Source organism: Anaerococcus provencensis, assembly GCF_000312365.2.
Classification (GTDB): Bacteria; Bacillota; Clostridia; order Tissierellales; family Peptoniphilaceae; genus Anaerococcus; species Anaerococcus provencensis.
Window position 1 is genome coordinate 30,886 of sequence record NZ_HG003687.1, and the last position, 16,231, is coordinate 47,116.

Sequence of the window (16,231 nt, forward strand, 5' to 3'; positions counted from 1 at the left end):
AGCTTTCCACAAGAGGAAAAACAAATACAGGAAACAAAGATTATCGCAATGACTAATAATTTATGTTTATTTTTCATTAAAACACCTCCATTTTATTCACTAATAGATTTCCCATCCCACTTATTAAACCAAATAATTGAGGAAATAAATAAGATTAAGATAATAAACAAGGATACAAAACTCCAAATTCTCAACTCTTTATAAAAATAGGAAGGATCCGAAACTTTGCTCATAGTAATATACATAGCTGGAAGTCTAGATGACCACGTACAAGGAATAAAATACCAAATACTATCACCAATGACAGTCATTGAAAGTAAAGCAATCATTGTTTCTAGAAAACCCAATCCTATAGATGCACCACTACTTAATTCAATTGATACCCAAAGATGAATCATGTATAGAGAAAGGCTGCTAATAAGAATTAAGAAAAATTCAATAAGCCAATCTAAGATATTTTGATATCCTGTTAATATTGCAAAAATTATAATAGCTAAAGATATCGAAACAACAAATCCCAATTCTAATACAAGGAGTTTTCCTAGATAAGCCTTAGTTCTAGATTTTGTAGTAGATAAGAGCACTTGAAATTTCCCAGCACCTATTTCTATATCAACAACTTTTGAACTTATAAAACTTAATATTATTGGGATTACCGCTCCTAAAAGTACAAAATAAGTTTGTACTATATCACTTTCTTCAAAATTTTCTAGTCCAGTGGTTTTTGATGCCAGATAAAATAATAAAGAATAGGCTATAGGTAAAACTGTGTGAATCCAAGGAAGCCATGTGCCCTTGATTTTATATATTTCGGATTTTATTATCTTTATCATTATTTTACCTCTTGATTTGAAAACCATTTTGCACTTATAATTGTCAGTAATATAAATAGACATATAGATAAAATACAAGGAATAAGTAACGATGTGTTTGATATCATTGGATTTGATGATTCTATTAAAACACCACTTGGTAGAATATGCATAACAGGAATCATTAATCTAATTCCCCAAGAATATGGACAATAAATCCAAAAAGCACTATCAGATATCAAAATTCCAAAGGCTAAACCTAATACTGCATTTATTGTAATACTTGCTATAAAGCCAAATTTTTTTGCTAAGAAAAAGCATAGAGGGACTTGCCAAATGTTGGTAATTATTAGTAAGAGACTTGCAAATACCAATGTGGAAAATCCATAGTTTGGTGTTAATTGCCCTCCAATTAAAAATTGAAAAATATACACTCCTAGCATATGAATTATAGCAGCAATACTCATATAAATAAATGCTGTAATTATTTTTGAAACCCATAACTTTTTGAGATTAATATTTAGAGGGAAAACTGCTCTGTAGTTTAATTTTCTACTTTCTTTTCTATCCATCATTGCTGGGATTAAGGCAAAAGTTGCAGGCATTATTATGACGTACCACCAGTTATAGGAATTAGTAGTGAAATAACTTGGCATAAGAAATAATGACAATAAGATTAAAGTTATTGGCATAATTACTAATAATTTCTTCAAGAAACTATGCTTATGTTTTAAATTTTCTGCAAGAATATAATTTATCATTTTTTACATCCCCATTCCATTTTTTATAACATTCATAAAAAGTTCTTCTAAGTTGTCATCATGATTAATAATGTTTTGATATTGTAATTTTCCATTATTAATAATCCCAATATGATCAGCAGTTTGTTCAACTTCTGCTAAAATATGGCTAGACAAAATAACGGTTATTCCTTTTTCTGGGAAACTTCTTATTAAATCACGCAATTCCTGAATTCCTAGAGGATCAAGTCCGTTTGTTGGCTCATCTAAAATCAAAAGCTTAGGATTATTTAATAAGGCAATGGCGATACCTAGCCTTTGTTTCATCCCTAAAGAAAATTGACCACTTTTCTTTTTGCCAGTATCTTTTAAACTAACTATTTCCAAAACTTCATCAATCCTAGAATCTGGTAACCCTAGTAGGAGTGTCCTTACCTTTAAATTTTCCCTAGCTGATAAGTTCTCATACAAGGCAGGCATCTCTATCAAGGCACCAATATCCGATAAATCCTCACGACTCCACTCATGACCTTCAAAAAAGATTTGACCAGATGTTTTATGAATCATTCCAGTAATCATCTTCAATGTTGTCGATTTACCAGCTCCGTTAGGTCCTAGCAAGCCATAGATAGAATTCTCTTTTATTTTTAAAGAAACATCATCTACTGCTTTTTGTTTTCCAAATGTTTTAGTAAGATTTTTTGTTTCTAATATAAATTTGTCCATAAATGAACCTCCTATTCATTTTATAAACTTAGTATAAAATACAAATTTAAGGATTCCTTAAGGAAGATAAGATTATTTAAAAATTTAATAGCTTGTTTTTATCTTAAAAGTAAACATATTATCTGGGACTGGGATGGGACTAAAAATTCGAAAACGTCCTATAATTAGGTGGATTTAGTGATACTCTAAAAAATAGAATCTAGTATTTTGAATGATTTGGGATATATCGGACGTTTGGAAAAGAAGAATGGGAGTAGTCCCATCATCTTGGGTGGAAAATGCGAAGCATTTTTCATCTCTGAGATAAGCTTTTGAACCGAAAGGTTCACAAGCGAATCCAGAGAACTAAGCGAGGGCGTGAGCCGAGCGCACTTCCTTAAATATTAGGGTGAAAAATGCAGGGGTGGCCGTCATCCTGGACTCGGTCATTTTCGAGACCACTCCGTGGCGGGTATTCTCAAAGCCAGACAGGCTAGCAAAAAACCAAGTGGAGAAACTCATGAGAGTTTTCGAGAGGATAGTACCCTTGTGTGGAATTTTTACCCGGGAATAGCGCAGAGCGCGGAGAGCAGTGAAATTGCGATTTTCGTTAGTAGCAAAAAAATTATCTTTAAGTGAAAATAAAAACCTAATTGAAAGATTTATAAAAGAAAATATAACATCACAAGGAATTATAGTAGATTATGCAACCCATGATGAGAATCAAGACAAAAATGGGTAATAATCTTATGCAGGTTGAAAGCTTTACTAGGCTAAGAATAGATTTTTTACGAAAATTGTTACTTGTCCTAAAGCTTGGTAAGGTTCTAATTCTAATGAAAGTGATGACAAAATTATGAAAGAAAAACTTATTATTAAAAAATTAAGAGAAGATCGCAGAAATGAAACCTACACAAATAGAGGAATTAACCCAATATTCCAGCTAAATCCAAAATCAAAAATTTTGATAATTGGGCAAGCTCCTGGGGAAAGGGTTGAAGAAACTGGTATTTTATTTAATGATAAGAGTGGGGAAAATCTTGTCAAATGGTTGGGTATATCGGAAGACGTCCTCCATAGTGAAGATTTTTCTATAATTCCAATGGACTTTTATTATCCTGGAAAGGGAAAATCAGGCGACAAGGCTCCTAGATCTTTTATTGCAAAAGAATACCATCCACTATTATTAAATGAATTGAAGGATATAAAGTTAACCATTTTGATAGGAGCCTATGCTCAAAAGTTTTATTTGAAGGATAAATTTAAGAAAAATTTAACTGAAACAGTAAAATCTTACAAAGAATTTTTGCCGGAATATTTTCCAATAGTCCACCCAAGTCCTCTAAACAACAGGTGGATAGCAAAAAATCCTTTTTTTAGAGAAGAGGTCTTGCCTGAGTTAAAGAAAATTGTAAAAAATCTGAGATAAATTGTGTTTGTAAAAATTTATTGTATACCATTTTTTTATGGTAATGGTCATCAACAAGGAGAGAAAATATGAAAAAAATAAGTGCGAATATTTTAGACGGCAAATTTGAGCATTTGGTGGATGAGGATAATTTACAAATAACCCACCTACAAATCAAAAAAGGCGAAGAAATACCAAGTCACAAGTCAGATAAAAGTGTAGTAGTTGTAATTTATAAGGGCAAGGTAGATTTTAAGGAAGAGAACGGAAACCAGATAATAATCCCAGGTGATATAATCACAATGGATCCTAATGAAATCCATGCTCTTAAGGCTCTTGAGGATAGCGATTTGATGGTTATAAAAGTAAGAATTTAAGAATATATTTAGCTAAGATAGGGGCTGTTGCAAATTGATAGATATCTAACGTTCCATCATTAGAGTGTATTCCCAGAAAGTTTGAGGTTTAGTCCGCTGGCTGACAGAGACCTTTCTGGGAGAGTGCTCGAATGATATAGGAATGGTTTATCTATTTTGCAACAGCCCCTTTTTGTGTACATATTTTCATTTTAAAAATCTTGATTTTATATATAATTATGTAGGTTATTAATTATATCATTAATTAAGTTGTATAAAATAGTAAAAAAATAAAGACCATTACAGGATATTTGAGGAAACATTTAGATCATATAGCAAACAAGTAAATTATGCGACAATAAAATGTCGGTTTGATTGTCGGTTTGAATAAGATTTATCAAAAAGACAATAAGTACTTCTCAAAAATGTTGAAGCACTGTTTTCGTTTACAAATACGTGGGAATTTTATATAGTGTATAGGACTTGACCTGTCCGTTGGGGACTGTGTTATCCTTTAATCAAAGGAGGTAGAAACCATGTTAAGAAGTGAAATTCAAAAAGAAACGGGTCTAACTAGAAAGGCAATAGAGTATTATGAGGATAAAGGACTTATCCATCCTCAAAAATCTGAGAATGGTTATAGAGATTATAGTATAAAGGATTTAGAAATTCTGAAAAAGGTAGCTATATTTAGAAAATTGGGAATGAGTATCTCAGATATTTATCAGTGTATATCGTCAGCTGGTGATACCCTGTCTTCTGTTTTAAGGAAAAAACAACATCAACTGGACCTTGATGAAAAAAGGAAAGTAATACTAGAAATGATTGTTAAAGGTGAAAGCAATGACCTAATCAATGAGAAAGTTTCACTACTTGAGGTGGAAGAAACGATCTATGAAAAACTAGAAATTGCTTTTCCAGGATATTTAGGACAAATGTTATTTGCTGCCTATCAACCATTTTTGAATGAACCATTAGAAAATGATGGGAAGAATTCATTTTACAAATATATAGATTATCTTGATAGGCTTCCTTCGTTTAAATTAACTGAAGAAGAGAAAAAATATATTGATAAGATTAGTTCACCTTTTGATATGAAAACATTGAATGATGTAAATCAGGCTAAGATCGATGCTATTGAGAATCCGGAAAAGTGGATGAAGGATAATGAGGATGCAATTAATCAATATGAAAGCTATAAAAATAGTGAAGACTATCAAAATAGCATGATGAAACAGATTCAGGATAAGCTTAGAAACTTTATGGAGGAAAATCAATATTATGAAATAGCAATTCCACTTATTAGAAAATTTAGCAAGAGCTATGATAATTACTATAAAAAGCTGATAAAGGCAAATGATCAGTATCTAAATTATAAATATCAATAATTATAGGTAAGCACTTACTTGTATTTAGTAGGTGTTTTTCTATGCCCAAATGTAAAGAGTTACAGGGTTGATAGAAATACTTTAATTGCATTAAATGCGGTTAGAAACTAGACATAGATTGAGGCTTTGGGTAAGGAACGGGACTAAAAAATTGAAAACATCTTATAATTAAGTGTATTTAGTTATATTAGAAAAATAGAATATAGTATTTTGAATAGTTTGGGATATATCAGACGTTTGGAAAAGAAGAGTGGGAATAGTCCCACCATCTTGGGTGACAGATGCTCAGCATCGGTCATCTGCGAGATGAATGCAGAAGCGAAGCTTCAAGTGAGTCCGCAGAACTAAGCGAGGGCGCAAGCCGAGCGCACTTCCTTAAATATTAGGGTGGACAATGTGAGGCATTTTTCATCTCTGAGATAAGCTTTTGAACCGAGAGGTTCACAAGCGAATCCAGAGAACTAAGCGAGAAAACTCCAAGAGTTTTTGAGAGGATATTGCTCAAAACTAAAAAATGTTTAAAATTCAACGGTTATAAAGAAAAAAATTATAACCATAATCAACGCACTTGCCCTTAAATGGGATTCGATTAGAGTATTTTGGTTACGGTTTTTTATATATAATCATTACGTGTCTAATACTACTTTACACGTAGTATGTTTGGTGATCTAATTTAGATAATCAAATACGGAGGTGTTATCAATGGAAAATAATTTACAGAAACACATTCCTTTAACCGAAACAATGTTTCTTGTTTTATTAACAATGCTGGAAGAGAATTATGGTTACAGAGTTTCACAAGAAGTTGAAGAAATAACTAATGGAAGGATTATTTTAGGTCCAGGAACCTTATATGGAGCTATAAATAACCTTAATAAGAAAGGATGGATTAAATTAGTTGATAAAGATGATAGTGGCAAAAAAGTTTATATAGCCACAGATATTGGAAGAGAATTAGTTTCATTAGAAATTAATAGAATGAAAAATTTGGTTTTAAAAGGAGAAAAGAAATTTAAAAAGGAGGAAGACTATGAATAAAATAAAAATTTTTCTAAATCCTATAGAAGGCAGAGAAAAATATTTAAATCATATAGCCAATGAGGGATATCGACTTGTAAAAAGCGGATCAACTATACATGAATTTGAAAAAACTAATTCGGACCATAGGTACGCTGTCGAGTATATAGGATATATGAATAACAAGGAAAGAAAAAAATACACAGAATTTTTAAATAGTATGAACTTAAAAGTTTTTACTGCTCCACTTAATGTTGGGAAACTTAGTTTTGGCAATGTAAAATTAAGACCTTACAACTCCCCCAAAAGTATGATAGCGACTTCTCCAGGAATGATCAACAAAGAAATCTTGATAATTGAAACAGACGGAAGTAAGAAAATACCAATTTTTTCTGATAAGGAAAGTAAAAATGTAGATATTAATAGGAGAAAAGCTCCATATTACTATCTTTTATTTTTCTCTATACTTATAATTCTACTAGCATTATTTAAAGTAATTGATTATAAAACAATAATTTTAGCTGCTATATTATTTGTTTTATCCAGTTTTGGATTATATAAATTATATTCAATCAAAGAAGATAAAATAAGAAGTCTATGAAAAGATAAGACCAGCGTTACATGTTTACATAGCAAGCATGAAATTAAATTTTGTGCGTGTAACGTAGATATGAATATGCAATATAAGAAGTATTAGTAGCTGTTTAATAGATGATTTTTTCTTACTCACCTGCATGTAATGTTGACACTCCCCAATTGTTTCAAACCGCTCTACTTGGGTATATTTATTTTAGTGTATATGTAACAAATAGTTTATTATAATAAAGGGAGATGTATTATGAGTAAAAAAATTGGTTTTATTGTGGGGAGTTTGAGGAAAGATTCTTACAATAGAAAAGTTGCAGAGAATATAGCGGAGCTTTTGCCAGAAGGCTTTGAGGCAAGCTTTATTGAAATTGGCGATTTGCCTTTATACAATGAAGAATATGATGATGGAACATTAGAAACTCCGGAGTCTTATACTAGATTTAGAAGTGAATTAGCAAATACGGATGCTTTTATATTTGTTTCTCCTGAGTACAACAGGGCTATGCCAGCTAGCATCAAAAATGCTATCGATGTTGGATCAAGACCATATGAAGATATGAAATGGGCTGGCAAGAAGGTTGCTGTTATAAGTGCGTCTGTGTCTATGACTGCCGGTGTGAGGGCAAATTATGAAGTTAGAACATCTTTGGCATTTTTAGGGGCAACAGTTTTGGCTCAACCAGAAGTGATGCTATCAGAGATAAACAAATGCTTTGATGAAAATGGAAATATGATTGAATTTACAAAAGAATTTTTACAAATGTTTGTTGAGAAATTTGTAGAATTTGTAAAATAATCTTTGGGGGCTGTCAGATGATGCTGATGGCTCTTTTTTTGTGAAAGTTTTATATCTTGTGAGAGTACTGATACATTAAATCATTTAACTTATCTGTTATAATAGAATAAAACGTAGTATTCATAGAAAGAATAATTTTAAATTCTTAGAAATGTTATTAGAAAAGAGGAAATATGGTAAAAGTTATTGTATTACTAATGTTAATTGTCCCGACTATTTATAACTTCATGGTCCAAAGAAATAATAAAATTAGGGTAAAAAAGAATTCTGACCTAGGATTTATCTTAGCGATTTTTGCGTCTATTACTAGCCTTTTCTGGTATAGGTTAGATAGGACTCTTATGGGTTTTCTTATTCTGCTATCTGCAATCTTGCTTGTATATACCATAGGATTTTTAGCGGGTCTTGGCAAAGATGGTATTAGTGTTTTTATGGGCTATAGTCCTATCCTAAAATTTATTAACTTTGATCAGATAAAAGATATAAATGTTGCAGAAAATTACAATGACATTAAACTTAGGATAAATGCCTTTGGTGATACATATAAGCAAGTTTATGAAATGAAAGATAAAGAGCAAATGATTAAAATATTAGATGAAAATAGATTGATTAAGGGAGATAAATATGCTTGATAACAAGGGTTTTGACCTATGGGCAGATGATTACGACAAAAGCGTTGGCCTATCAGATGATGACAATACTTATCCATTTGCAGGATACAAGGAGATTCTGAATAAGATTTATAATGAGGTTCTTTCCATTGATGCTAAAAGAGTTTTGGACATAGGCTTTGGAACAGGAACTCTTACCAGCCAACTTTATGAAAAGGGAATCGAAATTTATGGCCAAGATTTTTCTAATGAAATGTTTGATATAGCAAGAGAGAAAATGCCCCATGCAAAGCTATACTCCAAAGATTTCTCCAAAGGACTGGACGAGGCGCTTCTTACAAACAAATACGATGCAATCATCGCAACATACTCCCTCCACCATTTAGAAGATGGGGATAAGGTTAACTTTATCAAGTCACTATCGCCTCTATTAAATGACGGAGGAAAAATTTTGATAGGAGATGTGGCTTTTAATACTCGCCATGAATTGGAAGCTTGTAAAAATCAAGCAGGAAGCGATTGGGACTATGATGAATTTTACTTTGTATATGATGAAATCAAAGACAGTTTCCCAAATTCTTCCTTTGACCAGTTATCCCATTGTGCTGGTATAATATCTATAGGATAGTTTCTTAGAATGAAAGCGAGATTACTATGGATAAAAGTAGTGAAGAATACATCAGCAAAAAAAGAGCCATTGAACTCTGGGATTCGGGCAATATAGATAATTTTGAAATTGGCACAGTCAAGGGGCTTATGGACATACATTATGCCCTATTTCATGACCTTGAAGGATTTGATGCAGGCAAGATTCGAAATGTCAACATATCAAAGGGGAATTTCCGATTTGCTAATTCTATGTATCTGGAGCCTGCTCTTGACGCAATTGAACGAATGCCCGAAAATAATTTTGATCAAATAATTGAAAAGTACGTGGAAATGAATGTGGCACATCCTTTTATTGAAGGCAACGGAAGAGCAACGAGGATATGGCTTGACTTGATTTTAAAAAAGAATTTGGACAAGTGCATAGACTGGCAAAGGGTAGATAAGGTTGATTACCTGGAATTTATGAAAATTAGTCCTGTTAGAAGCAAGTACATCAAGATGCTTTTAAAAGAAGCTCTAACAGAAAAAATATCTGACAGAGAGGTGTTTATGAAGGGGCTCGATCAATCATATATTTATGAAGGTCTGGATGATTATAGATCTGAGGATATTGATTATTAGGCTGATAAATAATATTTATACATGATTTAACCGTGTGCAATTCGGCACGGTTGCCAGCTTAAGATAAGCAAAGCTAAAAATCATACAGCAATGCATTTAAATTATAAGATCACATGGGGAAAAAATTGATTCGTTTAGAAGAAATATCTGAAGAAAATTTTAATCAGTGCATAAATCTAGATCCTGGGGTCACAAACGAAGACTTTGCAGATAGCGTGGCCTACTCTTTGGCGGAAGCTTGGCTTTATTATCCTGATATGAGGCCCTTTGCCATCTCCATGGATGGAGAGCTTATTGGTTTTGCCTTGCTATATCTTGGTGAGGATAACTTTCAGATTATAAACTTTTTTATTGTAGATGAGTTCAGGGATAGGGGCTATGGCAGACAAGCTGCGAGACTCTGCATAGATTATTTAAAGGATGTTTACAAGGCAGATAGGATATCTGTTCCTGTTGATTGTAGGAATATTAAGGCTATAAAATTTTGGAGAGACTTAGGTTTTGAGGAATCAGAAAATATCGAAGATGGATATCTATTTATGAGATTCCACTTGTAAAGGTCTCATTTCACCAACTTGGCTTTAGCAAGAAATAGTAGTATATTCTAAGGAAAATATAAAACATGGAGGTAAGTTTAATTGATTTTATAAGCAATATGGAAATTTTGATACTGATATTTAGCTCGTTGAGCTTATTTTGGTATGCCATATTGTGAATAAGATTAGTCTGCTTATCTAAGGATACGTCTATTCACTTTTTGTGGATAGGCTTTTTTTATTTTTCATAATGTGGCATAGGTTCAAAGGAGGATATATGTTACAGATAAAAGATTTAACAATACGATTAATAGAAGACGACAGGATTATTATCAAGGATTTTGATTTGACATTGAATGATGGAGACAAGATTGGACTTATTGGAGAAGAGGGCAATGGCAAATCAATCCTTTTAAAAGCGATAGTAGATAGGGAAAATACAGAAAAATTTGCTAGTATTAGTGGAGAAATCTATAAGAATAATGAGATAATTGGCTACATGCCCCAGTCCTTGCCCAATGAGTACGCAAAGATGACTTCTTTGGCGTATCTTTACCACAAGCTTTCTTATGAAACCATAGATTACAAGCTCTTGTATAGGTATATGAGTGAGTTCGACTTGCCAGATGATATCCTGGCAGAAGATAGACCTGTGGCAAGCCTTTCTGGTGGGGAGAAGATAAAGTTTCTCTTGCTAGTAGACCTGCTAAAAAATCCTAGTGTATTTCTCTTTGACGAACCCAGCAATGACTTGGATTATGAGTCGGTAGCTTGGCTGGGAGATTTTATGGAAAGTTTAGAAATACCCCTTATCTTTGTATCCCACGATACTTCTTTGCTAAGAAAGATAGCTAATAGGATTGTCCACCTAGAACAGATTAGGAGAAGAAGTGTGGCAAAGCACTCTATTTCAAACAATACCTATGATGAGTATGTGAGAAAAAGACAAAACTTTATCATAAATGAAACTACCAGGGCTAATAAAGAGCGAGAAGAATTTGACAAAAAATTATACAAATACAAAAGAGTCCACGATGCTGTCCAGCATGACCTTAGAGCGACTAAGGATGACTTAATCGGTAGAAATCTAAAGGATAAGATGCACACTGTAAAATCCATTGGCAAGAGATTAGAAAAAGAAGAGGAAAATCTGACCAAAAAACCAGACTATGAAGAAGCCATAGACATATTTTTTGATGGTGACATCAGAGTTCCCAATGGCAAGCAAATCCTAGATTTTAAGAAAGATGAGCTAAGGATTGAAAGGAAGGTCTTAGCTAGAAATATTGACTTACAAATCATAGGACCAGAGAAAATCTGCATCGTTGGCAAAAATGGAGCTGGCAAAACCACTCTCCTTAAAGAAATCCTAAAAGAATGTGAGAACCTCAATCTAAAAGTAGGATATATGCCCCAATCATATTTTGCATATGAAATAGATAATATTAGCGCCATTGATTACTTGTCACGATCTTTTTCCAAAGAAGAAAATATCAAAATATCAAACTTTCTAGGATCTTTAAATTTCAAAAGAGAAGAAATGTATAGAAATATATCAGACCTATCAGGCGGACAAAAAGCCAAACTTTTCTTTGCTAAGATGAACTTAGACAAGGCAGAGGTCCTAATCCTTGACGAGCCAACCAGGAATCTTTCTCCACTTTCAAAACCAGAGATTATAGATGCACTCAAAGCTTACAAGGGAGCCATAATAGCTGTATCCCACGACAAGGACTTCATAGACCAGGTTTTTGACAAGGTTTATGAGCTTAATAATCAAGGTTTAAAAATAATAGCCTAATCCTTTCATTATCGCCTAAAATGTACCATATTTTAGGCGATAATTCAATTCTTAGGCGATGTTAGGGGGTATATAGTGAGCAAAGCTAAAGGAGGGAATTATGAAAGAAAACAAAACAATTGTCAATAAGACTGTAAGAGAGGGAATTACCTTTGGCTCAGCCCTTGCCATAGTTATTTCCTACACCACTTGGCATTCTATCCCTTGGGCAATCTTCCACGGAGTTTTAAGCTGGGCCTATGTTATATACTTTGCTCTAGTACATAAATAATAGATGATCTTGGTAGGCCAGCATTTTGAAGCTGATAAATAATCAGAAACCCTATTATCTAGGCTTTGGTCCTCTGCAAAATAAATATTTATTATCTTAGGATTGATGATATAGTTAAGCTAAGAATACATAAAAGTGAGAGAAAAATGAAAATATTACAAAGAATTTTAAAGCAAAGCCTTATCTTTGCCATACTAATAGCAATAAGTGCTTGCCAAAACAATAGTGCAGAGACCGAGAAGCCAGCCAAGATTTATCTTTATGGTGAAGAGCACGGCACGGAAGCTGATACAGATAAGGAGTTTTCCCTTTGGAAAGATTATTATGACAATCAAGGAATGAGAAATCTATTCCTCGAAGTACCAAATTTTGTAGCAGGCTACCTAAACCGATGGATGGATGAGGATGATGATCAAATCCTAGAAATCCTTAGAGACCAGTACAAATATGCCCAGGGCAACAAACTCAAACATTATGGCACATTGCTAAGGAGTATCAAAAAAGAATGTCCAGAAACTGTCTTTTATGGGACAGACATTAGTGATTTTAATGACAGCTTGGGACAGGGATATCTAAAACTTTTAGATAAAAATAAGGACAAGACAGAAATCGACAGGGTCAAAGAGGTAATGGACCAAGGCGATAGAAGAGATGCCTATATCAAAGAGTACAAAGAAAACCAAGAAGATACCCGCCTAGCAAGGATAGCTGATTATAGGGAACAAATGTTAGTCGAAAACTTCATTTACGAATTTGACCAACTAAAAGATAAAAGAATCATGGGTATATACGGAGCCTATCATGTGACCAATCCAGAAAAGATTCAAATGGGCGAAGCAGAAATAATGGCAGACCAGCTAAAAAGCCACTATGGTGATATAGTATCTACAAAAATTTTGGCTCAAATGGAATAGTAAATATAGAGAGGACCAGCAGGATATTGTTGGTCTTTTCTTTATATAATAGTAAAAAACATACATTACTAATCATTATTTTGGGTCTTTTGTTAGGGGGGATTTCTTATGGAATTTCTTCCTATGTGCTAACACCAAAATACGATTCAAATGCTACTATGATAGTTGGCAATTCAACCAGCACTGATAGTCAAAATCCACAAGATTCTAATGTTGAATTGGGTCAAATCCAAGCTAACAAGGCTTTGATTTCTACTTATTCTGAGATAGTTAAGTCTAGGGGTATAGCTGATAAGGTTATTAGCAACCTAAATCTAGATATGGATTATGGAGAATTTTCAGAGAAAGTATCTATTGAGCCTGTAAAGGATACTCAGATTATATCTGTGAAGGTAGTTGATACTATTCCTGAGAGAGCCCAGAATATTGCCAATGAGACTGCAAATATCTTCAAAGATTCTATTGGGGATATTATGAAGGTTAATAATGTTCAGATACTTGATGGGGCTACATTGCCTGAAAGACCTTCATCTCCAAATATCAAGAAAAATACTGCAATTGGAGTAGTTTTAGGACTTATTCTTGGTATTATGATTTCAATTATAAAAGAACTTGCAGATACTACTATCAAGTCCCAAGACGATATTAACAAGTATTTCGACCTACCAGTTATTGGTATAATTCCAGATAAGAAGCAAGGATAAGATTATGGCAAAGAAAAATTATTATAATTCCTCAATGTATGATGAGGCAATAAGATCTGTGAGAACTAATATTCAGTTTTCTGGTGTTGATAAGGAAAACAAAATAATATCTGTTACTTCGACAAAACCTGCTGAAGGTAAGTCTACAGTTATATATAATTTGGCCAAATCCTTTGCAGAAAATGGTGACAGTGCCATTCTTCTTGACTGTGACCTTAGGAGTCCATCTATTGGCGAGATAGCTGGTGTGAATTTTAACCTTGGCATTACAAATTACCTTACTGGCAAGGCAGATATAAATGATGTTATTATCAAGGATAGGGAACAGAGCAATCTAGATTTGATCCTAACAGGTCCAATCCCACCAAATCCATCAGAGATGCTTGCTTCAAAGGTTTTTGTAAATCTTATCAAAAACCTTGCTGAAACATACGACTATGTCTTCATAGATACTCCACCAGTAGGACTTTTTACAGATGCTTCAATAGTTTCTACCCTTTCTGATGGAATGATTTATGTTGTAAAGTCATCTGATACCAAAAAGGAAGAGATATCCCAAGCCTTGGAAAACCTAAAGAGAGTAGATGCAAATATTCTAGGAATGGTATTGACCCACGCTCAGCTAAAGAAGAGCAAATACGGAAACTACTATTAATATGATAGATATACACAATCATATAATTTATGGGGTTGATGATGGAGCAAGGGACCTTGATGAGAGCTTAAAGATGGTAGAACTCTACCAAAAGGCAGGCTTTGACCGAATTATAGCAACAAGTCACTATGATAGCTCTAGGTACAAGGTCGATGCTTACGAAATCAAAGAAAAAGTTGAGATTTTAAATGAAGAATGCACTAATAGAGGACTAGATTTCAAAATATATCCTGGCCATGAGATCCAAGTTGAGCTTGATATGATCAAAAAATTAAAATCGGGCGAGCTGTTAACTTTGAATGGTTCAAAGTATGTGCTTTGTGAGCTTTCCTTTGTGAATAAGCCAACATTTTTGAAGGACCTTTTTTACAATCTACAATTGGAAGGCTATATTCCAATCATAGCCCACGCAGAGAGATATCCTTATGTTGAAGGCCACATAGAATGGCTTGAAGACTTTATCAAGGCTGGAGCCTTGGTTCAAATCAACTATGCATCAATAAAATCGCATGCTGACACTACTAGAGAACTCTTAGAAAGAAATATGGTTCATATCATAGGGACAGATGCCTACCAATCAGAGTGGAGGAGCCCAGATATTTCGGCCTATAAGGATGAGATTCTAAAGATTATCCCAGAGGAGAAATTTGACAAGCTTTCAACTATCAACCCACAAAAAGTGATTGATGATGAGTATATTTCTAGCGACTTTGACAAAATCATCAGACCAGAGAAGACAAAGAAAAAAGGCATATTTAATTTTTGGAGAAAAAAATGATAATAAGAAAATTTATTTATTCTGCTCTTATATTATTCGCATTGACTTCTTGTAACAAAGAAGAGGAACATTATGAGAGTAAAAATGTGAAGGTGGATTCAGTCTTTGACAAGGCTGATGATTCTAAGGGATCCGACGATGACAAAGATAAATCTAAAAATGAAGATAAGGCAAAAGAAGAGAAAAAAGAAGAAAAGCCAGCAGATGATAAAGCTGAAGACAATAATAAGGCGGAAGATAATAATCAACAAGCAAATAACAAGCCTGACAACAATGCAAAGAAGTATAGGGTTGAAAATGGCGTAAATATGAGATCAGAAGCCAATACTGATGCTGACAATATAGTAGCTGTGATAGACCCAGGGACAGAGATTACAGCTCTTGAAGAAATCGAACAAAACGGCAAAACTTGGATTAAGCTAGAATACCAAGGCCAAACGGGCTTTGTAGTAAAAGAATTTCTCCAAGAGGTAAATAACTAGCTTAGTTGAAAATGGCATTTTTGGCAATATAATAAACTTAAGAGAAGCCACCTCTTGAGCCAAAAAAGCCCTTGATTTATCAAGGATAAAGGTAGAATACGATTCTCCATGAGAATCAAAAAAGACAGTAGGTGAACTACTGTTTTTATTTTGGTATGACGGGCATGTCATCAATCTGTGGTGAAAGTCCACGAAGGGCGTAGTTGCCAGCGAACCTCATAGCAATTCCCAAGGCTTGTACCGTGAGGTACAGGCGAGAAGAAGGGATAGCAAAATTGTAGCCTGACGAACAGAAACCTAATACTAAGGCTTGCACGGTGGACAAGCGAACCAAAAGTCGTGAAGTCCAAAAGGCAACCGTAAACCATGCAAGTAGATTAGGCAGGTAGACAAGGAAAGATTGATGGCTTATCCCGTGAGGTCTCACTAGCGAATAAGT

At 33.7% G+C, this 16,231-nt stretch carries 20 protein-coding genes and 1 pseudogene; 18 read left to right on the forward strand and 3 right to left on the reverse strand.

Annotated elements, in window-relative coordinates; genetic code table 11:
* Positions 1-92: 92 nt before the first annotated feature.
* From BN38_RS07640 to BN38_RS07650, 3 genes are read right to left on the reverse strand one after another with little or no spacing between them, the layout of a single operon-like run.
* Positions 93-833, reverse strand: a complete 741-nt coding sequence (locus BN38_RS07640) for a lantibiotic immunity ABC transporter MutG family permease subunit (RefSeq protein ID WP_044566542.1) — start codon at positions 831-833, stop codon at positions 93-95.
* Positions 833-1,573, reverse strand: a complete 741-nt coding sequence (locus tag BN38_RS07645) for a lantibiotic immunity ABC transporter MutE/EpiE family permease subunit (protein WP_044566543.1) — start codon at positions 1,571-1,573, stop codon at positions 833-835. Before BN38_RS07645 ends, BN38_RS07640 begins: the two co-directional genes overlap by 1 nt.
* 3 nt (positions 1,574-1,576) lie before the next feature.
* A complete protein-coding gene (locus BN38_RS07650; protein ID WP_044566544.1) occupies positions 1,577-2,278 on the reverse strand; it encodes a lantibiotic protection ABC transporter ATP-binding protein in 702 nt (233 codons plus the stop codon).
* A 571-nt stretch (positions 2,279-2,849) separates the two neighbouring features.
* On the opposite strand from BN38_RS07650, the pseudogene BN38_RS11105 reads away from it, so the two are divergent.
* From BN38_RS11105 to BN38_RS07730, 18 genes and pseudogenes are all read left to right on the forward strand, one after another.
* A pseudogene (locus tag BN38_RS11105) lies at positions 2,850-2,996 on the forward strand (MobA/MobL family protein); the annotation flags it as partial.
* A gap of 117 nt (positions 2,997-3,113) precedes the next feature.
* Positions 3,114-3,686, forward strand: coding sequence for a uracil-DNA glycosylase family protein (locus BN38_RS07655; RefSeq protein WP_044566546.1), 573 nt, complete (start codon positions 3,114-3,116; stop codon positions 3,684-3,686).
* Positions 3,687-3,754: 68 nt separating this feature from the next.
* Positions 3,755-4,042 (forward strand): cupin domain-containing protein, encoded by a 288-nt coding sequence (locus tag BN38_RS07660; protein ID WP_009431070.1) that lies wholly within the window; start codon positions 3,755-3,757, stop codon positions 4,040-4,042.
* Between the two features lie 515 nt (positions 4,043-4,557).
* Positions 4,558-5,409, forward strand: a complete 852-nt coding sequence (locus BN38_RS07665; protein ID WP_044566549.1) for a MerR family transcriptional regulator — start codon at positions 4,558-4,560, stop codon at positions 5,407-5,409.
* 702 nt (positions 5,410-6,111) lie between these two features.
* Positions 6,112-6,447 (forward strand): PadR family transcriptional regulator, encoded by a 336-nt coding sequence (locus tag BN38_RS07670; protein WP_044566551.1) that lies wholly within the window; start codon positions 6,112-6,114, stop codon positions 6,445-6,447.
* Entirely contained in the window at positions 6,440-7,027 is a 588-nt protein-coding gene (locus tag BN38_RS07675; protein ID WP_044566552.1) for a DUF2812 domain-containing protein, read from the forward strand. Before BN38_RS07670 ends, BN38_RS07675 begins: the two co-directional genes overlap by 8 nt.
* Positions 7,028-7,264: 237 nt before the next feature.
* A complete protein-coding gene (locus BN38_RS07680; RefSeq protein WP_044566553.1) occupies positions 7,265-7,810 on the forward strand; it encodes an NADPH-dependent FMN reductase in 546 nt (181 codons plus the stop codon).
* 173 nt (positions 7,811-7,983) lie between these two features.
* On the forward strand, positions 7,984-8,442 hold the full coding sequence (locus BN38_RS07685; RefSeq protein WP_044566555.1) for a hypothetical protein: 459 nt from the start codon (positions 7,984-7,986) through the stop codon (positions 8,440-8,442).
* The gene (locus BN38_RS07690; protein ID WP_044566557.1) at positions 8,435-9,049 is read left to right on the forward strand and encodes a class I SAM-dependent DNA methyltransferase; all 615 of its coding nucleotides are present in this window, start codon (positions 8,435-8,437) and stop codon (positions 9,047-9,049) included. The genes BN38_RS07685 and BN38_RS07690 overlap by 8 nt, the downstream gene beginning before the upstream one ends.
* Before the next feature lie 26 nt (positions 9,050-9,075).
* Positions 9,076-9,651 carry a protein adenylyltransferase Fic gene (fic, locus tag BN38_RS07695; RefSeq protein ID WP_044566559.1) on the forward strand — a complete coding sequence of 192 codons (576 nt, stop codon included), beginning with the start codon at positions 9,076-9,078 and terminating at the stop codon, positions 9,649-9,651.
* Positions 9,652-9,776: 125 nt separating this feature from the next.
* Positions 9,777-10,208: a GNAT family N-acetyltransferase gene (locus tag BN38_RS07700; RefSeq protein ID WP_044566561.1), complete on the forward strand. Its 432-nt coding sequence runs from the start codon at positions 9,777-9,779 to the stop codon at positions 10,206-10,208.
* A gap of 256 nt (positions 10,209-10,464) precedes the next feature.
* The gene (locus tag BN38_RS07705) at positions 10,465-11,988 is read left to right on the forward strand and encodes an ATP-binding cassette domain-containing protein (RefSeq protein ID WP_044566565.1); all 1,524 of its coding nucleotides are present in this window, start codon (positions 10,465-10,467) and stop codon (positions 11,986-11,988) included.
* 100 nt (positions 11,989-12,088) lie between these two features.
* Positions 12,089-12,259, forward strand: a complete 171-nt coding sequence (locus BN38_RS11180) for a hypothetical protein (protein WP_195890891.1) — start codon at positions 12,089-12,091, stop codon at positions 12,257-12,259.
* A gap of 146 nt (positions 12,260-12,405) precedes the next feature.
* Positions 12,406-13,173, forward strand: coding sequence for a hypothetical protein (locus BN38_RS07710; RefSeq protein WP_044566568.1), 768 nt, complete (start codon positions 12,406-12,408; stop codon positions 13,171-13,173).
* Positions 13,174-13,202: 29 nt separating this feature from the next.
* Positions 13,203-13,877: a YveK family protein gene (locus BN38_RS07715; protein ID WP_230197753.1), complete on the forward strand. Its 675-nt coding sequence runs from the start codon at positions 13,203-13,205 to the stop codon at positions 13,875-13,877.
* Between the two features lie 4 nt (positions 13,878-13,881).
* On the forward strand, positions 13,882-14,532 hold the full coding sequence (locus tag BN38_RS07720; protein WP_044566573.1) for a CpsD/CapB family tyrosine-protein kinase: 651 nt from the start codon (positions 13,882-13,884) through the stop codon (positions 14,530-14,532).
* A gap of 1 nt (position 14,533) precedes the next feature.
* A complete protein-coding gene (locus BN38_RS07725; protein WP_044566574.1) occupies positions 14,534-15,310 on the forward strand; it encodes a tyrosine-protein phosphatase in 777 nt (258 codons plus the stop codon).
* Entirely contained in the window at positions 15,307-15,792 is a 486-nt protein-coding gene (locus BN38_RS07730; RefSeq protein ID WP_044566577.1) for an SH3 domain-containing protein, read from the forward strand. Before BN38_RS07725 ends, BN38_RS07730 begins: the two co-directional genes overlap by 4 nt.
* The last annotated feature ends 439 nt before the right edge of the window (positions 15,793-16,231 follow it).